This is a genomic window from Streptomyces sp. NPDC085481 (assembly GCF_044541845.1).
In the GTDB taxonomy this organism is placed as follows: domain Bacteria; phylum Actinomycetota; class Actinomycetes; order Streptomycetales; family Streptomycetaceae; genus Streptomyces.
The window spans coordinates 78,338-94,121 of sequence record NZ_JBITTJ010000006.1 but is presented as its reverse complement, the minus strand read 5'-3'; the positions used below and the strand labels follow the sequence as shown (position 1 = coordinate 94,121).

The following is a 15,784-nucleotide window of genomic DNA, read 5'->3' as shown; positions in this document are numbered from 1 at the left end:
TCAGGCGGCCTTTCCGGTGTCGCGCAGGCTCCTGAGGAGGGTGCTGCGGGTCGTGTCCATCGTCGCGAGGGTGTCGTCGAGGACCGACTGCGGCATGCGGCGCAGGGCGTCGGTCACATCGCGCCGCAGCCGCTTGGCCACGGCCGACTCGTACTGGTCGGCCTTCGCCATGTGGAAGGCGATCATCGCGCAGTAGGTGCGGACGGCCTTCGGGAGGAAGCGGTCGGCGTCGCGGTCGCGGGAGACCTCTTCGAGCAGGAGGTCGTAGGACGGGATGAAGTCCAGCTGGCGGTTGTCGGTGATCTGGGTGAGCGAGGTGGTGACACCGCGCCGGTAGAAGACACCGTGGAGGGAAAGCGCCGCATAGGTGCGGGCATTGAGGTGCAGGCGCCAGATCCATAGCCGGTCCTCGGCGGTGCGCAGTTTCGTCTCGAAACGCGAGGCGCCGTCCTCGAACATCCGGGCGCTGTAGATGCCGAACGGGACGAACGGGTAGTCGACCATCGTCACCATGCCGGCCGGCGCGATGCCGTCCCTGGGGTCCATGACGGCGTCGCGGGTCTTCGCCGGGGCGTAGCGGATCTGGCGGTTGCGTGCGGTCGACAGGACGTGGTCGGTGCGGGCGAAGTCGCAGCCCAGACGGTGGATTCCGGCCACCATCGCGGCCAGGTGGCCGGGGGCGTACCAGTCGTCGCCGTCGAGGAACGTGAGGTAGTCGCCGGTCGCCGCGTCGATTCCGGTGTTGCGCGCCTGGGCCACACCGAGGTTCGTCTCGTGGCGGATCACTCTGGCCTGCGGGATACGGTCCTTCCAGCGGTCGAGCAGGTCGGGCGTCTCGTCCGTGGAATGGTCGTCGATCAGCAGGAATTCCGTGTCCGCGTCCGCGTTGTCCGCGAGACTGCGCAGGGTGTCGGGGGCGTACGGCCCGACATTGTGGAACGGGACGACGACGGACAGTTTCGGCACTCGTGGATCCCCAACTCGCTTACAGGTACTGGCGGGCAGATTAGACAGCGGTCTTCTCGGTTGAACGAGCCGGATGTGCACGCGTGGTGAACTCTTGCGGTCCTGCGGGTTCACGGGTGCGGCGGCGGTGGAGCAGGGCGGTGGCCAGGAGGGCGGCGAGTGCCGTCGCGCCTGCCGCCCCGGCGAGCTTGACGCCCGGCGGGCGGAAGGAGCAGGTCACGGAGGTGGCCTTGCCGTCGAGGGGGACGGCGAGCAGGCCCAGCCGGCTGTGCGCGGGGGCCAGTGGCGCGTCTCCGGCCGCGCAGCGCCAGCCGGAGATCCGGGGGACGGCGATGACGGCGGTGCCGGTGCTGCCGGGCGGCAGGTCGGCGGTGATGGTGTGGCCGGTGGTGCGGACGGAGGTCGCGCCGGTGGCGGTGAGCTGCTGTACGGCGGCGATGAGGCGTTCCGGCACGAGGCAGCCGACGGGGTGCACGGGAAGCTTGAGCCGCGGCTTGGCCCCGGGCTTGGGGCTCAGACCGATCCGTACGGTGCCGGTGGCGGGCACGGTGCCGAGCTGCTGCATGGGCCCGAGGACGGACGGCAGCTTGCCGGCGAAGCCGACGGGCGGGCGGCCGGCGAGGGTCGCGGTGCCCTGGTATTCGGGCGCCCAGAACCACACCTGGGAGCCGGCGGGGCAGCTCGCGGTGAGGGTGGTGGCTCCGTCGGGGCCTTCCGTGCGCCGGGGAGCGGCCGGCACGTCGTACACGGTGTGGCCGAGGACCCGTTCCTGGCGGGAGAAGACGGAGTCGGAGGTCGGTCCGCTCGCCGGCTCGGGCGTCCGCGGCTGGACGGTGACGAGCGGCGGTACGGGGGTGTCGGCGACGGTGACGGTGGCCTCGGGCTGCCGGTCGAGTGCGAGCGGGGCCTTCGGGGTGGAGCGCATCCGGGTGCCGATGGAGAAGATCGCGTCGGCGACCGGGTTGTCGAGGCTGACGGGGTGCCGGCCCTTGGCGTAGTAGCCGAAGCCGAGGCCTGCCAGGGTGCGGGAGAAGGTGTCGGCGGTGAGGCTGCTGTAGTAGTCGGCTCCCTCGCCGCCGACGAGGAGCACGTCGTTGCCGCCGGGGACCTCGCCGGGGTCGGTGCGGTGGCGCGGCCAGGCGTCCTTCTCCGCGACGGCCCGGGTCATGTCGGCGTGCCAGGGGCCGAGGCGCGGCGCCCAGGAGACCTTGGCGAGCTGCTGTTCCTCTATCCGCTTTCCGGTGACGAGGGTCTCGCCCGCCTGGGCGGCGAGCAGCAGTCCGACGGCGAGGACGGGCAGCAGGCGGCTGTCGGTGTGGCGGCCGGCGAGCAGGGCGGCCGCGGCGGCTAGCACGCCCAGGGCGGCGGCCGCGGCGACGGCTGGGTAGGTCCAGCGGTCGATGTCCCTGCTGCCGTGGGCCGCGAGGGCGGCGGCCGCGAACAGCGCACCGCCACCGAGCAGCGCGGCCGGCCGGGGCAGCCCCTGGGCCGTGGAGAGCCAGGCCGCGATCAGCAGCAGCCCGCACAGGACGAAGGTCTGGCGGTACGGGATCCCGTTGGGCGAGGCGCCGGCGTGCCAGAGGAGGTGGGTCGGTTCCCACTGGAGGGAGAGGGTGACCACGACGATCGCCGCGACCCAGCCGGTCCGCACCCGCGCCGGGACGGCGCGGTTGAAGGGCAGCGTCAGGGCGAGCGCCAGGGCGGGGGTGCCGATGAAGAGCGCGGGGGTGGCCACGCTCGCCGTGGCCGGCAGGAGGCGGGCGAGGACGTCCGTCCAGGCGGCGGGGGCGAAGGCGGTGGGCGGGGTCGGGTCGGCGACCCTGGTGGCGAGGAAGATGACGGTGACGAGCGGGGCGGCGAGTCCGATGCCGATGAGGACGGTACGGGCTGCGCGCAGCAGGCCGTACAGGCGCGGGCGGCGGGCGTCCGCGGTGTCGTCGGCGGTGAGCAGGCGTACGGCGAGGACGACGGCCGCGCCGATGGTGGCCATGTACGCGGTGTAGAAGTTGGCGAACCAGGCGAGGCCCACGACCAGCGGCCCGAGGACCGGCCTGCGGCCGCGCCGGGCCCACTCCCCCACCAGGCAGAGCAGCGGGAAGGCCACGAGTCCGTCGAGCCACATCGGCACGGTGGCGCCGTAGTTGAAGGTCCAGCCGGACAGTGCGTACGCGGTGCCGAGGACGGCCGCCACGGGCCAGGGGCCGCGCCGCAGGGTGAGCAGGAGGGCCGCCATCGCCGCGGCGGCGGTGGCTGTCTTGGCGGCGGTGATCACGTACAGGGCGAGTTCGGGGCGGTCGGCCGGGAAGAGCAGGACGAGCATGCCGAAGGGGCTGCTCAGATAGGTGCCGAAGTCCCCGAGGAAATTGGATCCAAAACCCGATGTCCAATTCAGGAAGAGATCACCGTGGGTCTCGCCGACGAGCATCTTCCGCCAGTACGCGTGGTACGGCAGGTACTGCTGGCCCAGGTCGACGATGTTGCGGGTCCTGGATCCGAACGGATAGCTCCCGGACAGCCGGCCGGCGAGGCAGAAGAGGAGCCCGGCGAGGAGGGCCGCGCCGGCCGCCGCCCGCAGCCGCGGCCGGGTCGGAGCGGGCTCGGTCTCGTCAGCGGGTGGCACACGTCCTCCAGGGGGCGGCTCTGTCAACGTCGTAGAGACGCATTACCGCCGAGCCGTGCGACCCACGACCTATCAGAGGGAGGTCCCTGAGCACACCTCAGGTGAACAGCCGGTGCCCGGACACGCCCTGGCATGCTGATCCGGACATCATGTTCGCGACGCCGGGTGGAGACCCCATGAGCACCGTGAGACGACTCGTCGTCATCGTCCTCTTCGAGGGCGTCGACCTGCTCGACGTCACCGGACCGCCGGAGGTGTTCGCCCTCCTGCAGCGCGAGACGGACGACGCGACGGGCTACGAGGTCGTCCTCGCCGCCGAGACCCTGGACCCCGTCACCACCTCCGCCGGCGTACGGGTGCTGCCCGACGCCACCTTCGACGAGGTGGCCGCGCGGGCCATCGACACCCTCCTGGTGCCCGGCTCCGTCGAGGTCGACGCACAGCGCCGGGTGCACGCCCAGGTCGACCCCGCGGTGGTCGGCCGGGTGAAGGAGCTCGCCGAGCGGACCCGGCGGGTCACCTCCGTCTGCGTCGGGGCGCACATCCTCGCGGCCGCCGGGCTCCTGGACGGCAGGCGCGCGACCACCCACTGGTCGACCGCGCAGCAGCTCGCCGCCGAGCATCCGGCGGTGGAGGTCGACGCCGACCCGATCTTCATCCGCGACGGCGACGTGTGGACCGGCGCGGGGATCAGCTCCTGTCTCGACCTGGCGCTGGCCCTGGTCGCGGACGACTTCGGCGAGACGACGGCGCTGCGCGTGGCGCGGCAGCTGGTGATGTACCTGAAGCGGCCGAGCGGGCAGAGCCAGTTCAGCGTGCCCCTCGAACCGGTCTCCACGACCCGGCGCGTCGAGGACCTGCGCCACTACATCACGCGCAACATCGGCCGGCAGCTCACCCTGGCTGACCTCGCCGCGAGCGCCCACGTCAGCGAGCGCCAGCTCACCCGGATCTTCAAGGCGGAGCTCGGGACGACCCCGAGCGCGTACATCGAGTCGGCTCGGGTGGAGATGGCGCGCAACCAGCTGGAATCCACCGACGCCACCCTCGAACGGATCACGACGCTGTGCGGGTTCGGTACGACGGACACCCTGATACGGGCGTTCCGCCGGAGGCTCGACACGACGCCCATGGAGTACCGGCGCCGCTTCCGGGCCACCGCCGGCTGAGGTCTCAGGCGGGCGGGACCGGCAGGACGTCCGGGGAGAGCGCGGCGGCGCGTGCGGTGGCGGCCGTCATCCGGCGCCGGTGGTGGCGCCGGCAGAGCACCTCGTAGCCGACCTCGTCCCCCGCGTTGACGTCGCCGACGACGACCTGCGCGCCCTCGACGACCATCTCACCGCCGACCGTGCGCGCGTTGTGGGTGGCGCGGGCACCGCACCAGCACAGGGCCTCGACCTGGAGTACCTCGACCCGGTCGGCGAGCTCGACGAGCCGCTGCGAGCCGGGGAAGAGCTTGGAGCGGAAGTCGGTGGTGATGCCGAAGGCGAAGACGTCGAGTTCGAGGTCGTCCACCACGCGGGCGAGCTGGTCGATCTGCTCGGGGGCGAGGAATTGGGCCTCGTCGGCGATGACGTAGTCGCAACGCCCGCCCTTGGACAGATGGGCGACCAGGTACCCGTAGAAGTCGAAGCCCTCGGCGGCCTCGACGGCGTCGGTGACCAGGCCGAGCCGGGAGGAGAGCTTGCCCTCGCCGGCCCGGTCGTCCCGGGTGAAGATCATGCCCTGGAGTCCGCGCGCGGACCGGTTGTGTTCGATCTGAAGAGCGAGGGTGCTCTTTCCGCAGTCCATCGTTCCGGAGAAGAACACCAGCTCGGGCATGGGAGGTCGGAGACCTTTCGACATCAGGGGGAGGGACAGGAAGGGCGGGGGCGGGCGATCATCGGGCGCCTCGGGTTCAGGTGCGGACTTCGAGGAGCGGAACGAGTTGTTCCGCAGCGGTCATCGACCCGTGCATGCCCACCATGGCGGACTCGTTCGGCTCGTTGACGGAGGCCGTGATGGCGAGGTCGTCCTGGGCCGCGGCGACGACGTCGCCGATGCGCCCGTACACCCGCTCGTCGACCCGGTCGCCGAACCAGCCGAGCGCGATCGCCTCGTCCCGGCTCGCCACCCAGAAGCGGTCGCCGATCACCTCGCGCCAGCAGGTGAGGACGTCCGCCTCGGCGCCGGGGACGGCGTAGACGTGCCGGGCGCGGCCCTCGCCGCCGAGGAGGGAGACGCCGGCGCGCAGCTCCCAGTCCTCGTCGAAGTCGATCCGGTGCTCTTCGTCGAACGGGATGTCGACCATGCCGTGGTCGGCGGTGACGTAGAGCGCGGCGCGCTGCGGGAGCTGTTCGGCGAGCCGCTGGACGAGCCGGTCGACGAACATCAGCTGGCCGCGCCAGGCGTCGGAGGCGATGCCGAAGCGGTGGCCCGCGCCGTCGAGCTCGCTGTAGTACGTGTACACGAGGGAGCGGTCGCCGGCGGCCAGCTGCTCGGCGGCGAAGTCCATCCGCTCCTCGCCGGAGAGCCGTCCGTGGAACGTTCCGCCGCTCAGCGCGATCTTGGTGAGCGGGGTGTCCTGGAATATCGGCGAGGAGACCTGGGCGGTGTGGATGCCCGCCTGGTCGGCCAGCTGGAAGACGGTGGGGTACGGCTGCCAGTCGCGCGGCGAGGTCCAGGGCTTCCAGCGGAGCTGGTTCATCAGCTCGCCGGTCTGCGGGTTGCGCACGGTGTAGCCGGGCAGGCCGTGGGTGCCGGGGAAGAGCCCGGTGCCGACCGAGGCGAGCGAGGTCGCGGTGGTGGCCGGGAAGCCGGCGGTGAGCGGGCGGCCGGTGCCACCGCGCGAGGTGGCGAGCAGCGAGGCGAGGTAGGGCGCCTCGTCCGGGTGGGCCTTGATCTGCTCCCAGCCGAGTCCGTCGATGAGGAAGACGCAGTTGCGGTCGGCGGGCACGAGCTCGCCGATCCGGGCCTCGCAGCCGGGCACGCCCTGGCCGGCGACGAGGGTGGGGAGCAGGTCGCCGAGGGAGCCGCTGCCGTACTCGGGGAGAGGGGCGGTGGCGGGGTCGAGCGGGACGGGTTCGTCAGGCCAGCCCTGGGCGACGGCGGTGGGCTGGACCATCAGCGTGCGGCCGGGCCGGAGGCGGTCGCCGCGGTGGCCTCGGACAGGGCCTGCGCGAAGGCGAGGGCCTGCCGGACGGTCTCCGGGCCGTCGCCGGCGTCGCTGACGCGGAGGCTGAGGTCGTCGGCGGTCGAGTTGCCGGTGTAGCCGTGATCGGCGTCGCAGTTGGGGTCGCCGCAGGCGGCCGGCTCCAGGTCGATGCGGGAGACGGCGCCCCAGCCGATGGTGAGGACGACCTCGCGGGGCAGGGTGCCCGGGGTGTACGACTCGGGGTTGGCGACGACGCGGCTGACGACGATCGAGGAGATCCGGTCGAGCTTGACGGACTCGGTGGAGGTCGTGGCGTAGGGCGTCGGGGAGCTGTTGTCGGCGGACTGCTCGTCGGTGTGGCTGACGATGAAGCGGTTGCCGGTCAGGACGAGGACGGTGACGTGGCGGCGGACCTCGTTCGCGTCGAAGGTGGTCTCCTGGTGGACCAGGTACGACGCGACGGCCTCGCCGCCTACGGCGGACTCCACCGCCTCGGCCACGAGGGCCGGGTAGTAGCCGCTGCGCTCGATCGCCGCGCGCAGCCCCTGGGTCGTCGTACCGGTCTTCGCCATGGACTCCATCCTACGGGGCGGTGGGCCCCCCTCCGGCCCTCCCGGGGCGCTCGTCGGCTCGCTCACGGCTCGGTCAGTAGCTCGGGAGGCGGCGGGGGCCGAGGTCGGTGCGGGGCGGGGGTGGGGCGAGTCGGACGGTGGCGCCGAGGACGGAGAGGCCGCGGGGGGCGACGACGACGGGTTCGAGGGAGATGGCGACGACCTCGGGGTGGTCGTCGACGAGCCGGGAGACGCGCAGCAGCAGCTCTTCGAGGGCGGGGGTGTCGACGGGGGCGGAGCCGCGCCACCCGAAGAGGAGGGGGGCGGTGCGGATGGAGCGGACGAGTTCGGCGGCGTCCCGGTCGGTGGCGGGGACGAGTCGGTGGGACATGTCGCCGAGGAGCTCGGAGGCGGCTCCGGCGAGGCCGAAGGAGAGGACGGCGCCGACGGCGGGGTCGATGGCGGAGCGCACGACGGTGTCGACGCCGCGGGGCACCATGGCCTGGACGACCGGCTGGAGCTCCTCGGGCTTGCCGAGGGCCTCGGTCAGCTCGGCGTACGCGCTGCGGAGTTGCTCCTCGCCGGCCAGGTCGAGGCGTACGCCACCGAGGTCGGGGCGGTGGCGCAGGTGGGGCGCGGTGGTCTTGAGGGCGACGGGGAAGCCGAGGCGCGCGGCGGCACGGACGGCCTCGTCTGGGGTGGGTGCGGGCAGGGTGGGCAGGACGTCGATCCCGTACCGCCCCAGGAGCGCGCCGGTCTCCTCGCTGCCGAGGGTCACTCCGCGCGTGTCGTCGCCCTGCTCGCCGAGGACCCGCTCGATGAGGGCGGCGGCCCCGGTCTCGTCGATGGTGTCGAACTCGGGTACGCGGCCGGGGTCGGCGGCGGCCTGGCGGCGCCACTGGGCGTAGCGCACGGCTTCGGCGAGGGCCCGCACGGCCCGCTCGGCGGCGGGGTAGGCGGGGATGAATCGGGGCTCGCCGTGGGGCTGTGGTGCGGGGGCGGGGGGTTCCGGGGCCGGTGATCCGGGCGCGGGTGATCCGGGCGCCGGTGACCCAGGTGCGGGTGATCCGAGGGCCGGTGACCCGGGTGCGGGTGACCCGGGTGCCGGTGACCCGGGTGCGGGTGATCCGAGGGCGGGTGACCCCGGCGCCCCGCTCTTCGGTGATCCGGTGGCCGGCGAGCCGGTGGCCTGCCGGCCGGTCGCCGTTGCCTCGGGTCCCGGAGTGGCCGTGGCCCGGGGTGTCGGGCCCGCGGGGCGGGTGCGGGTCGCCGCGGAGAGGGCGTCGGCGAGGGCTCCCATCTCGACGTGGACGACGACGACCGGCTTGGCCGGGCCGGTGGCGCCGGCGACGGCGGAGCGCAGGGCGGCGGCGAGGACCTGGCCGTCGCCGGACTCGGTGGCGCCGTTCTCGCCGACCCAGGGGATGGCGGTGACGACCACGGCGTCGCAGGCGTCGTCGGCGAGGGCGGCGGCGAGCGCGCCGCGGAAGTCGGCGGGGGTCGCGCCGGTGGTCAGGTCGCGAGGCCGCAGCGGGCGCAGGCCCTCGGTGAGGCAGGCGTCGTAGGTGAGCAGTCCGAGCGACTCGGAGTTGCCGAGGATCGCGACCCGGGGGCCCGCGGGCAGGGGCTGGTCGGCGAGGAGGAGGCCGGCGTCGACGAGTTCGGTGACGGTGTCGACCCGGATGACGCCGGCCTGGCGGAGCAGGGCGGAGACGGTGGCGTGCGGGATGCGGGTGACGGGAACGCGGTGGCCGGGCGGAGCGCTGCCGCTGTGCCGGGCGCCCTTGACGACCACGACGGGCTTGACGGCGGCGGTGCGGCGGGCGAGCCGGGTGAACTTGCGCGGGTTGCCGATCGACTCCAGGTAGAGGAGGACGACGTCGGTCGCGGGGTCGTCGTACCAGTGCTGGAGGAGGTCGTTGCCGGAGACGTCGGCGCGGTTGCCGGCCGACAGGAAGGAGGACAGGCCGGCGCCCCGCCGGTGCAGCCCGGCGAGGAGGGCGATGCCGATGGCGCCGGACTGGGTGAACAGGCCGATCCGCCCGGCGGCCGGCATCTGCGGGGCGAGCGAGGCGTTCAGCCGTACGGACTCGGCCGTATTGATGATGCCGAAGGCGTTCGGCCCGATGATCCGCATGCCGTACGAGCGGGCTTGGCGCACCAGCGCCCGCTGGCGCTCGCGGCCCTCGGCCCCGCTCTCGGCGTATCCGGCGGAGAGCACCACCAGGCCCCGCACGCCGTGCTCGCCGCAGTCGGCGGCGGCCTCCGGGACCCGCTCGGCGGGGACGGCGACGACGGCGAGGTCGACGTCTTCGCCGATGTCGGCGACGCTCCCGAAGGCGGGGACGCCGTCCATGGTGTGCCGCCCCTCCCCCAGGGCGCGGTTGACCGCGTAGACGCGGCCGGTGTAGCCGGAGTCGAGGAGGTTGCGCAGCACGGTCCTGCCGACGCCGCCGGGGGCGCGACCGGCTCCGATCACGGCGACGGAGCCTGGGGCGAGGAGCCGCTGCACGGATTTCGCCTCGGCGCGCTGTTCGCGGGCGCGCTGGACGGCGAGGGAGCGGTCGGTGGGTTCCAGGTCGAGATGGAGGCGGACGGATCCGTCCTCGAAGCTGCGCTTCTGGGTGTAGCCGGCGTCCGTGAAGACCTTGATCATCTTGGTGTTGGCGGGCAGCACCTCGGCGGCGAACCGCCGGATGTCCCGCTCCCTCGCGACGGCCGCGATGTGCTCCAGGAGGGCGGAGGCGACGCCGCGCCCCTGGTGGGCGTCCTGGACGAGGAAGGCGACCTCGGCCTCGTCGGCGGGGGCGGAGGCGGGGCGCCCCAGGGCGTTGATCCGGTCGTAGCGCACGGTGGCGATGAACTCTCCGCCCACGGTCGCGGCGAGTCCCACCCGGTCCACGAAGTCGTGGTGGGTGAAGCGGTGGACGTCCTTGGCGGAGAGGCGCGGGTAGGGCGCGAAGAAGCGGTAGTACTTGGACTCGTCGGAGACCTGCTCGTAGAAGCTGACCAGCCGGTCGGCGTCGTCGGCGGTGATGGGCCTGATGCGCGCGGTGCCCCCGTCGCGGAGCACCACGTCCGCCTCCCAGTGGTCCGGGTAGGCGTGTTCAGGCTGTTCCGACGCGCTCCGCATGGGGCAAGCGTACGGCCGGGGCAGGACAGTGGCACCGGTCGCGCGGCGAGTGTGTGACATGCAAGGTAGGGAGGGCCGAACGGCCGCCCGCACCGGGGTCGAAGGTCGGTACGAGCATCTCGTCACCCATGAGAGACTGGTCTAGACAACCGCTGAAAGTTGAAGGGCAACCACCATGGCTGAGCGCCGCGTCAACGTCGGCTGGGCCGAGGGCCTGCACGCCCGCCCCGCCTCCATCTTCGTCCGTGCCGCCACGGCTTCCGGCGTCCCCGTGACGATCGCGAAGGCCGACGGCAACCCGGTCAACGCCGCGTCCATGCTCGCGGTGCTCGGCCTGGGTGCCCAGGGCGGCGAGGAGATCGTGCTCGCTTCGGACGCCGACGGCGCCGAGGCCGCGCTCGACCGCCTCGCGAAGCTGGTCGCCGAGGGTCTCGAGGAGCTCCCCGAGACCGTCTGACCCGTCTCCTCCCCGACGACGGATCGCGAAGAAGCCGCGACTGCCGGAATTCCGGCGGACGCGGCTTCTTCTGTTTCGGAATTACGGGAATCAGGGCAGCGGAAACAGCACCCATGAATTCCCCGCCTCTTTGTATACGGCGTGCTCGTTAATTCCGCGGTCCCGCACTGTTTACGGGATGTTGCGGAACCCTCACACGGGTGCGCTGCGCCCGTTTCGGCCGGTGCAGCGGCAGAGAGCGTTCCACGTGCAGGGCGGTCAGGGCGCGCGCCCGCTCGGCGTCCCCGCGCGCGACGGCGTCCACGATGGCACCGTGCTCGGCCCAGGCCTCGACCGGCTGGGCGGGCGGCTCGACCGCGTACATCCAGGCGATCTTGTGGCGCAGCTGGGTGAGGAGCGCGGTGAGCGGCGGGCTGCCGGAGGCCTGGGCGAGCGTCTCGTGGAACCAGGCGCCCAGCGAGCGCAGGTCCTCGCCCTGGCCGCGCCTGGCCCGCTCCTGACCGAGCCTGACCAGGCCGCGCAGCACTTTGAGGTGGGCGTCGGTGCGGCGCTGGGCGGCCCGGGCGGCGCCCAGGGGTTCGAGCAGGGACCGCATGTCGAGCAGGTCGGCCGCCTCCTGCTCGGTGGGCTCGGCGACATGGGCGCCGGCGTGCCGGCGGGTCACCACGAAGCCCTCGGACTCCAGGGTGCGCAGGGCCTCGCGGACCGGGACGCGGGAGACCCCGTAACGGCGGGCGAGCTGCTCCTCGGTCAGCCGGCCGCCCCGCTCGAAGACTCCGGAGACGATGTCGTCCCGGATCGCCGTGCATACCGAGTGCGCGGGAATGCGCATGTCCGACCTCCGCTTTCATTCGCGTTTCATCCGCGCGAAACCCCGTCGAGAGACGCCTGTTCGGCGACTCTATTGCAGGACGCCGGAATTTCCGATGCCGCCCGGTAATACAGGCACAAAAAAGCGGCCCGGCTCGATCGAGCCGGGGCCGCTTCGGAGGCTTCGCGGGATGCGTGCGTCAGACGTTGACGCCGCGGGCCCGGAGGTACGAGATCGGGTTGATGTCCGAGCCGTACTCGGCGCTCGTGCGCGCCTCGAAGTGGAGGTGCGGGCCGGTGGAGTTGCCGGTGGAGCCGGAGATGCCGATCTGGTCGCCGGGGGTGACGTGCTGGCCCACGTAGACGCCGATCGAGGAGAGGTGGCCGTACTGGGTGTACGTGCCGTCGTTCATCCGGATGACGATGTTGTTGCCGTACGCGCCGCCCCAGCCGGCCTCGACGACGGTGCCGGAGCCGACGGAGACGACCTTGCTGCCATAGGCGGCGTGGAAGTCGATGCCGGAGTGGCTGCCGGAGGACCAGAGCGAGCCGCCGGTCTTGTAGCCGGTGGAGACGTACGAGCCTGCGACGGGCAGCTGGAAGGAGTTCAGGCGCTTGCGCTCGGCCTCGCGGGCGGCGCGCTCCTTGGCGGCCCGGATCTCCTTGGCGCGCGCCTCGGCCTTGCGCTTCGCCTCGGCGGCGGCCTTGGCCCGGGCGGCGGCCTCGACGGCCTCCTTCTCCTGGGCGTCGACCTGGGCGTCGACCCGCTCGGTGAGGGACTCCTCGGCGATCACCTGAATCAGGCCGGTGTCCTCGACGGAGGTGTCCTGCGGCTCGGCGGCGAGCGCCGGGGACGCGAGGGTGCCGATGACGCCGGTGGTGGCGAGGGTCGCCACGCCGGCGATGCCCGCGCTGCGGCGCGCCATCCGGCTCGGACCACGATGCTTCCCGGTGGCACGGGTGAACGCCATGTAGTGGCTGATCCTTTCCTTCCCTCTCGCCTACCGGGTTAGCTGACGGGTTCGGAGCAGGAAGGTCTCCTACGGGCCCCTCCGCGCGAAGCGAAGGCGTCCGATTCACCCCAGGGGACTACGTGTGGGTCCCCGGCTCCCCAGGCTCGCGCCTGACGGGGACTCGGCGATGACTGTCCGTTGCCGCGAATGCGGCGTCGTGCAACGGGCGAACAGCCGGATCGACGCTAGGCCGATCTTCTGTCAATCGCCAAACAGACACGCCTGTTTGTAAGACATGCCACAGGGCAGACGATCACACTCTCCAGCAATACGGACAAAGGGGAGGACCCCGACGAACCAGCTCGTCGGGGTCCCGGAAACAGCGTGACGGCGGCTCAATCAGCCCGTCACGACGGTCACTTCGCCGATGCCGAGAGCCCGCACCGGCTCCTCGATCTGCGCCGCGTCGCCGACGAGCACGGTCACGAGCCGGTCCACCGGGAAGGCGTTGACCACGGCCGCGGTCGCCTCCACCGTGCCGGTCTCGGCGAGCCGCGCGTACAACTGCGCCTGGTAGTCGTCCGCCAGGTGCTGCTCGACCTGGTCGGAGAGCGTCCCCGCGACGGAGGCGGCCGTCTCGTACTTCAGCGGCGCCACGCCCACCAGGTTCTGCACGGCCACGTCGCGCTCGGCGTCCGTCAGGCCCCCGGCGGCGAGGGTGCGCAGCACCTTCCACAGGTCGTCAAGTGCCGGACCGGTGTTGGGCGTGTCGACCGATCCGCTGATGGCGAGCATCGACGCGCCGTTGCCCTTGCCGTCGGAGCGCAGCACCTGGCCGAAGGCGCGCACGCCGTACGTGTAGCCCTTCTCCTCGCGCAGGACGCGGTCCAGGCGGGAGGTGAGGGTGCCGCCGAGGCAGTACGTGCCGAGCACCTGGGCCGGCCACACGCGGTCGTGGCGGTCGGCGCCGACGCGGCCGATGAGCAGCTGCGTCTGGACGGCGCCGGGGCGGTCCACGATGACGACCCTTCCGGTGTCGTCGGCCGTGATGGGCGGCATCGGGCGCGACTCGGCCGGCTCGCCCGTCCAGGCGCCCAGGGACTCGGCGAGCACCTTGTCCAGGTCGACGTCGGTGAGGTCGCCGACGACCACCGCGGTCGCCGCGGCGGGCCGGATGTGCGCGTCGTAGAAGGCGCGGACGGCGGCGGCGTCGATCGCGGCGACGGTCTCCTCGGTGCCCTGGCGCGGCCGGGACATGCGGGCGGAGGCCGGGAAGAGCTCCTTGGAGAGCTGCTTGGCGGCACGGCGGGCCGGGTTGGCCGTCTCGTGCGGGATCTCGTCGAGCCGGTTGTTCACCAGGCGCTCGACCTCGGCCTCGGCGAACGCGGGCGCGATCAGGGCCTCGGCGAGCAGGCCGAGCGCCTTGGGCAGCCGGGAGACCGGGACCTCCAGGGAGACCCGTACGCCGGGGTGGTCGGCGTGCGCGTCGAGGGTGGCGCCGCAGCGCTCCAGCTCGGCGGCGAACTCCTCGGCACTGTGCTGGTCGGTGCCCTCGGACAGGGCCCTGGCCATGATCGTGGCGACGCCGTCGAGGCCCTCGGGCTCGGCGTCCAGCGGGGCGTCGAGGAAGATCTCGACGGCCACCACCTGCTGGCCGGGGCGGTGGCAGCGCAGCACGGTCAGACCGTTGTCGAGCGCGCCACGCTCCGGGGCCGGGAAGGCCCAGGGCTTGGCCGTGCCCGGCTGGGGCTGCGGGTGGAAGGTCATGCTCGTCAAAGACGCGGCGGCGTCGGTCACTGGTCCGCTCCCTCTTCCTCGTCGCTGTCGTCGCCGTTGTCCGTGCTCACCGGCTCGTAGACCAGGACGGCACGGTTGTCCGGGCGCAGCTTGGCCTTGGCGACCTCCTGCACCTCCTCGGCGCTGATGTCGAGGACCCGGTGCACGGCGGTCAGCGCGAGCTGCGGGTCGCCGAACAGCACCGCGTACCGGCACAATTCGTCGGCGCGGCCCGCGACCGTGCCGAGCCGGTCCAGCCACTCGCGCTCCAGCTGGGCCTGGGCGCGCTCCATCTCCTCTGCCGTGGGGCCATCGGCGGCGAACCGGGCCAGTTCGTCGTCGACGGCCGACTCGATCTGCGGCACCTCGACGCCGCCGGAGGTCTTCACGTCCAGCCAGCCGAGCGAGGGCGCGCCGGCCAGCCGCAGCAGGCCGAAGCCGGCGGCGACGGCGGTGCGGTCGCGGCGGACCAGGCGGTTGTGCAGGCGGGAGGACTCACCGCCACCGAGGATGGTCAGGGCCAGGTCGGCCGCGTCGCAGGCGCGCGTGCCGTCGTGCGGCAGCCGGTAGGCGGCCATCAGGGCGCGGGCCGGGACCTCCTCCTCGACGACCTCGCGCAGCTGCTCGCCGATGACGTCGGGCAGGGCGCCGTCGCTGGGCTGCGGCTTGCCGTCGTGGGCGGGGATGGAGCCGAAGTACTTCTCGATCCAGGCGAGGGTCTGCTGCGGGTCGATGTCGCCGACGACCGACAGGACGGCGTTGTTCGGCGCGTAGTACGTACGGAAGAAGTTCCGGGCGTCTTCCAGGGTGGCCGCGTCCAGGTCGGCCATGGAGCCGATCGGCGTGTGGTGGTACGGGTGGCCCTCGGGGTACGCGAGGGCGGTGAGGCGCTCGAAGGCGGTGCCGTAGGGCACGTTGTCGTAGCGCTGGCGGCGCTCGTTCTTGACGACGTCCCGCTGGTTCTCCATGGACTCGTCGTCCAGGGCCGCGAGCAGCGAGCCCATGCGGTCGGCCTCCAGCCAGAGCGCGAGCTCGAGCTGGTGGGCCGGCATGGTCTCGAAGTAGTTGGTGCGCTCGAAGCTCGTGGTGCCGTTGAGCGAGCCGCCGGCGCCCTGCACCAGCTCGAAGTGACCGTTGCCGTGGACCTGCTTCGAACCCTGGAACATCAGGTGCTCGAAGAGGTGGGCGAGACCCGTGCGGCCCCGGACCTCGTGGCGCGAGCCGACGTCGTACCAGAGGCAGACCGCGGCGACCGGGGTCAGGTGGTCCTCGGAGAGCACCACGCGCAGGCCGTTGGCCAGCCGGTGCTCGGTCGCTGTCAGGCCGCCGGAGCCGGCCTCGGCCGTGGCCGTGTGACCCATGGGCATGTACGTCCCTTCGATCGC

The 15,784-nt window shown here is 72.7% G+C and carries 12 protein-coding genes and 1 riboswitch; of the genes, 2 read left to right on the top strand and 10 right to left on the bottom strand.

Features of this window, described 5'->3' with window-relative positions:
- Together ACIGEZ_RS15200 and ACIGEZ_RS15195 are read right to left on the bottom strand one after the other, a co-directional pair.
- Entirely contained in the window at nucleotides 1-966 is a 966-nt protein-coding gene (locus ACIGEZ_RS15200) for a glycosyltransferase family 2 protein (RefSeq protein WP_399830801.1), read from the bottom strand.
- Nucleotides 967-1,006: 40 nt separating this feature from the next.
- Entirely contained in the window at nucleotides 1,007-3,586 is a 2,580-nt protein-coding gene (locus ACIGEZ_RS15195) for a YfhO family protein (RefSeq protein WP_399830798.1), read from the bottom strand.
- Nucleotides 3,587-3,762: 176 nt separating this feature from the next.
- Between ACIGEZ_RS15195 and ACIGEZ_RS15190 the strand changes: the two genes are divergently transcribed.
- Nucleotides 3,763-4,755 (top strand): GlxA family transcriptional regulator, encoded by a 993-nt coding sequence (locus ACIGEZ_RS15190; RefSeq protein WP_399830795.1) that lies wholly within the window; start codon nucleotides 3,763-3,765, stop codon nucleotides 4,753-4,755.
- 4 nt (nucleotides 4,756-4,759) lie between these two features.
- On the opposite strand, the gene ACIGEZ_RS15185 is transcribed toward ACIGEZ_RS15190, so the two are convergent.
- The 4 genes from ACIGEZ_RS15185 to ACIGEZ_RS15170 form a co-directional block, all read right to left on the bottom strand.
- A complete protein-coding gene (locus ACIGEZ_RS15185; RefSeq protein ID WP_399830793.1) occupies nucleotides 4,760-5,407 on the bottom strand; it encodes a thymidine kinase in 648 nt (215 codons plus the stop codon).
- Between the two features lie 76 nt (nucleotides 5,408-5,483).
- Nucleotides 5,484-6,689: an alkaline phosphatase family protein gene (locus ACIGEZ_RS15180; protein ID WP_399830791.1), complete on the bottom strand. Its 1,206-nt coding sequence runs from the start codon at nucleotides 6,687-6,689 to the stop codon at nucleotides 5,484-5,486.
- Nucleotides 6,689-7,291, bottom strand: coding sequence for a DUF5998 family protein (locus tag ACIGEZ_RS15175; RefSeq protein WP_399830789.1), 603 nt, complete (start codon nucleotides 7,289-7,291; stop codon nucleotides 6,689-6,691). The genes ACIGEZ_RS15180 and ACIGEZ_RS15175 overlap by 1 nt, the downstream gene beginning before the upstream one ends.
- A 73-nt stretch (nucleotides 7,292-7,364) precedes the next feature.
- Nucleotides 7,365-10,403 carry a GNAT family N-acetyltransferase gene (locus ACIGEZ_RS15170; RefSeq protein WP_399830787.1) on the bottom strand — a complete coding sequence of 1,013 codons (3,039 nt, stop codon included), beginning with the start codon at nucleotides 10,401-10,403 and terminating at the stop codon, nucleotides 7,365-7,367.
- A 175-nt stretch (nucleotides 10,404-10,578) separates the two neighbouring features.
- Between ACIGEZ_RS15170 and ACIGEZ_RS15165 the strand changes: the two genes are divergently transcribed.
- Complete coding sequence (locus ACIGEZ_RS15165; RefSeq protein ID WP_030118648.1) at nucleotides 10,579-10,860, top strand: HPr family phosphocarrier protein; 282 nt, start codon at nucleotides 10,579-10,581, stop codon at nucleotides 10,858-10,860.
- Nucleotides 10,861-11,008: 148 nt separating this feature from the next.
- Here ACIGEZ_RS15165 and ACIGEZ_RS15160 read toward each other — a convergent pair whose 3' ends face one another.
- The 4 genes from ACIGEZ_RS15160 to ACIGEZ_RS15145 all read right to left on the bottom strand — a co-directional run bounded on the left by ACIGEZ_RS15160 (nucleotide 11,009) and on the right by ACIGEZ_RS15145 (nucleotide 15,766).
- Nucleotides 11,009-11,692: a GntR family transcriptional regulator gene (locus ACIGEZ_RS15160; protein WP_399830783.1), complete on the bottom strand. Its 684-nt coding sequence runs from the start codon at nucleotides 11,690-11,692 to the stop codon at nucleotides 11,009-11,011.
- Between the two features lie 178 nt (nucleotides 11,693-11,870).
- Complete coding sequence (locus ACIGEZ_RS15155) at nucleotides 11,871-12,641, bottom strand: M23 family metallopeptidase (RefSeq protein WP_399830781.1); 771 nt, start codon at nucleotides 12,639-12,641, stop codon at nucleotides 11,871-11,873.
- Between the two features lie 12 nt (nucleotides 12,642-12,653).
- A riboswitch (cyclic di-AMP (ydaO/yuaA leader) is annotated at nucleotides 12,654-12,820 on the bottom strand.
- A 202-nt stretch (nucleotides 12,821-13,022) separates the two neighbouring features.
- The gene (locus ACIGEZ_RS15150) at nucleotides 13,023-14,390 is read right to left on the bottom strand and encodes a M16 family metallopeptidase (protein ID WP_399831468.1); all 1,368 of its coding nucleotides are present in this window, start codon (nucleotides 14,388-14,390) and stop codon (nucleotides 13,023-13,025) included.
- Nucleotides 14,391-14,416: 26 nt separating this feature from the next.
- Complete coding sequence (locus ACIGEZ_RS15145) at nucleotides 14,417-15,766, bottom strand: M16 family metallopeptidase (RefSeq protein ID WP_399830779.1); 1,350 nt, start codon at nucleotides 15,764-15,766, stop codon at nucleotides 14,417-14,419.
- Between the last annotated feature and the right edge of the window lie 18 nt (nucleotides 15,767-15,784).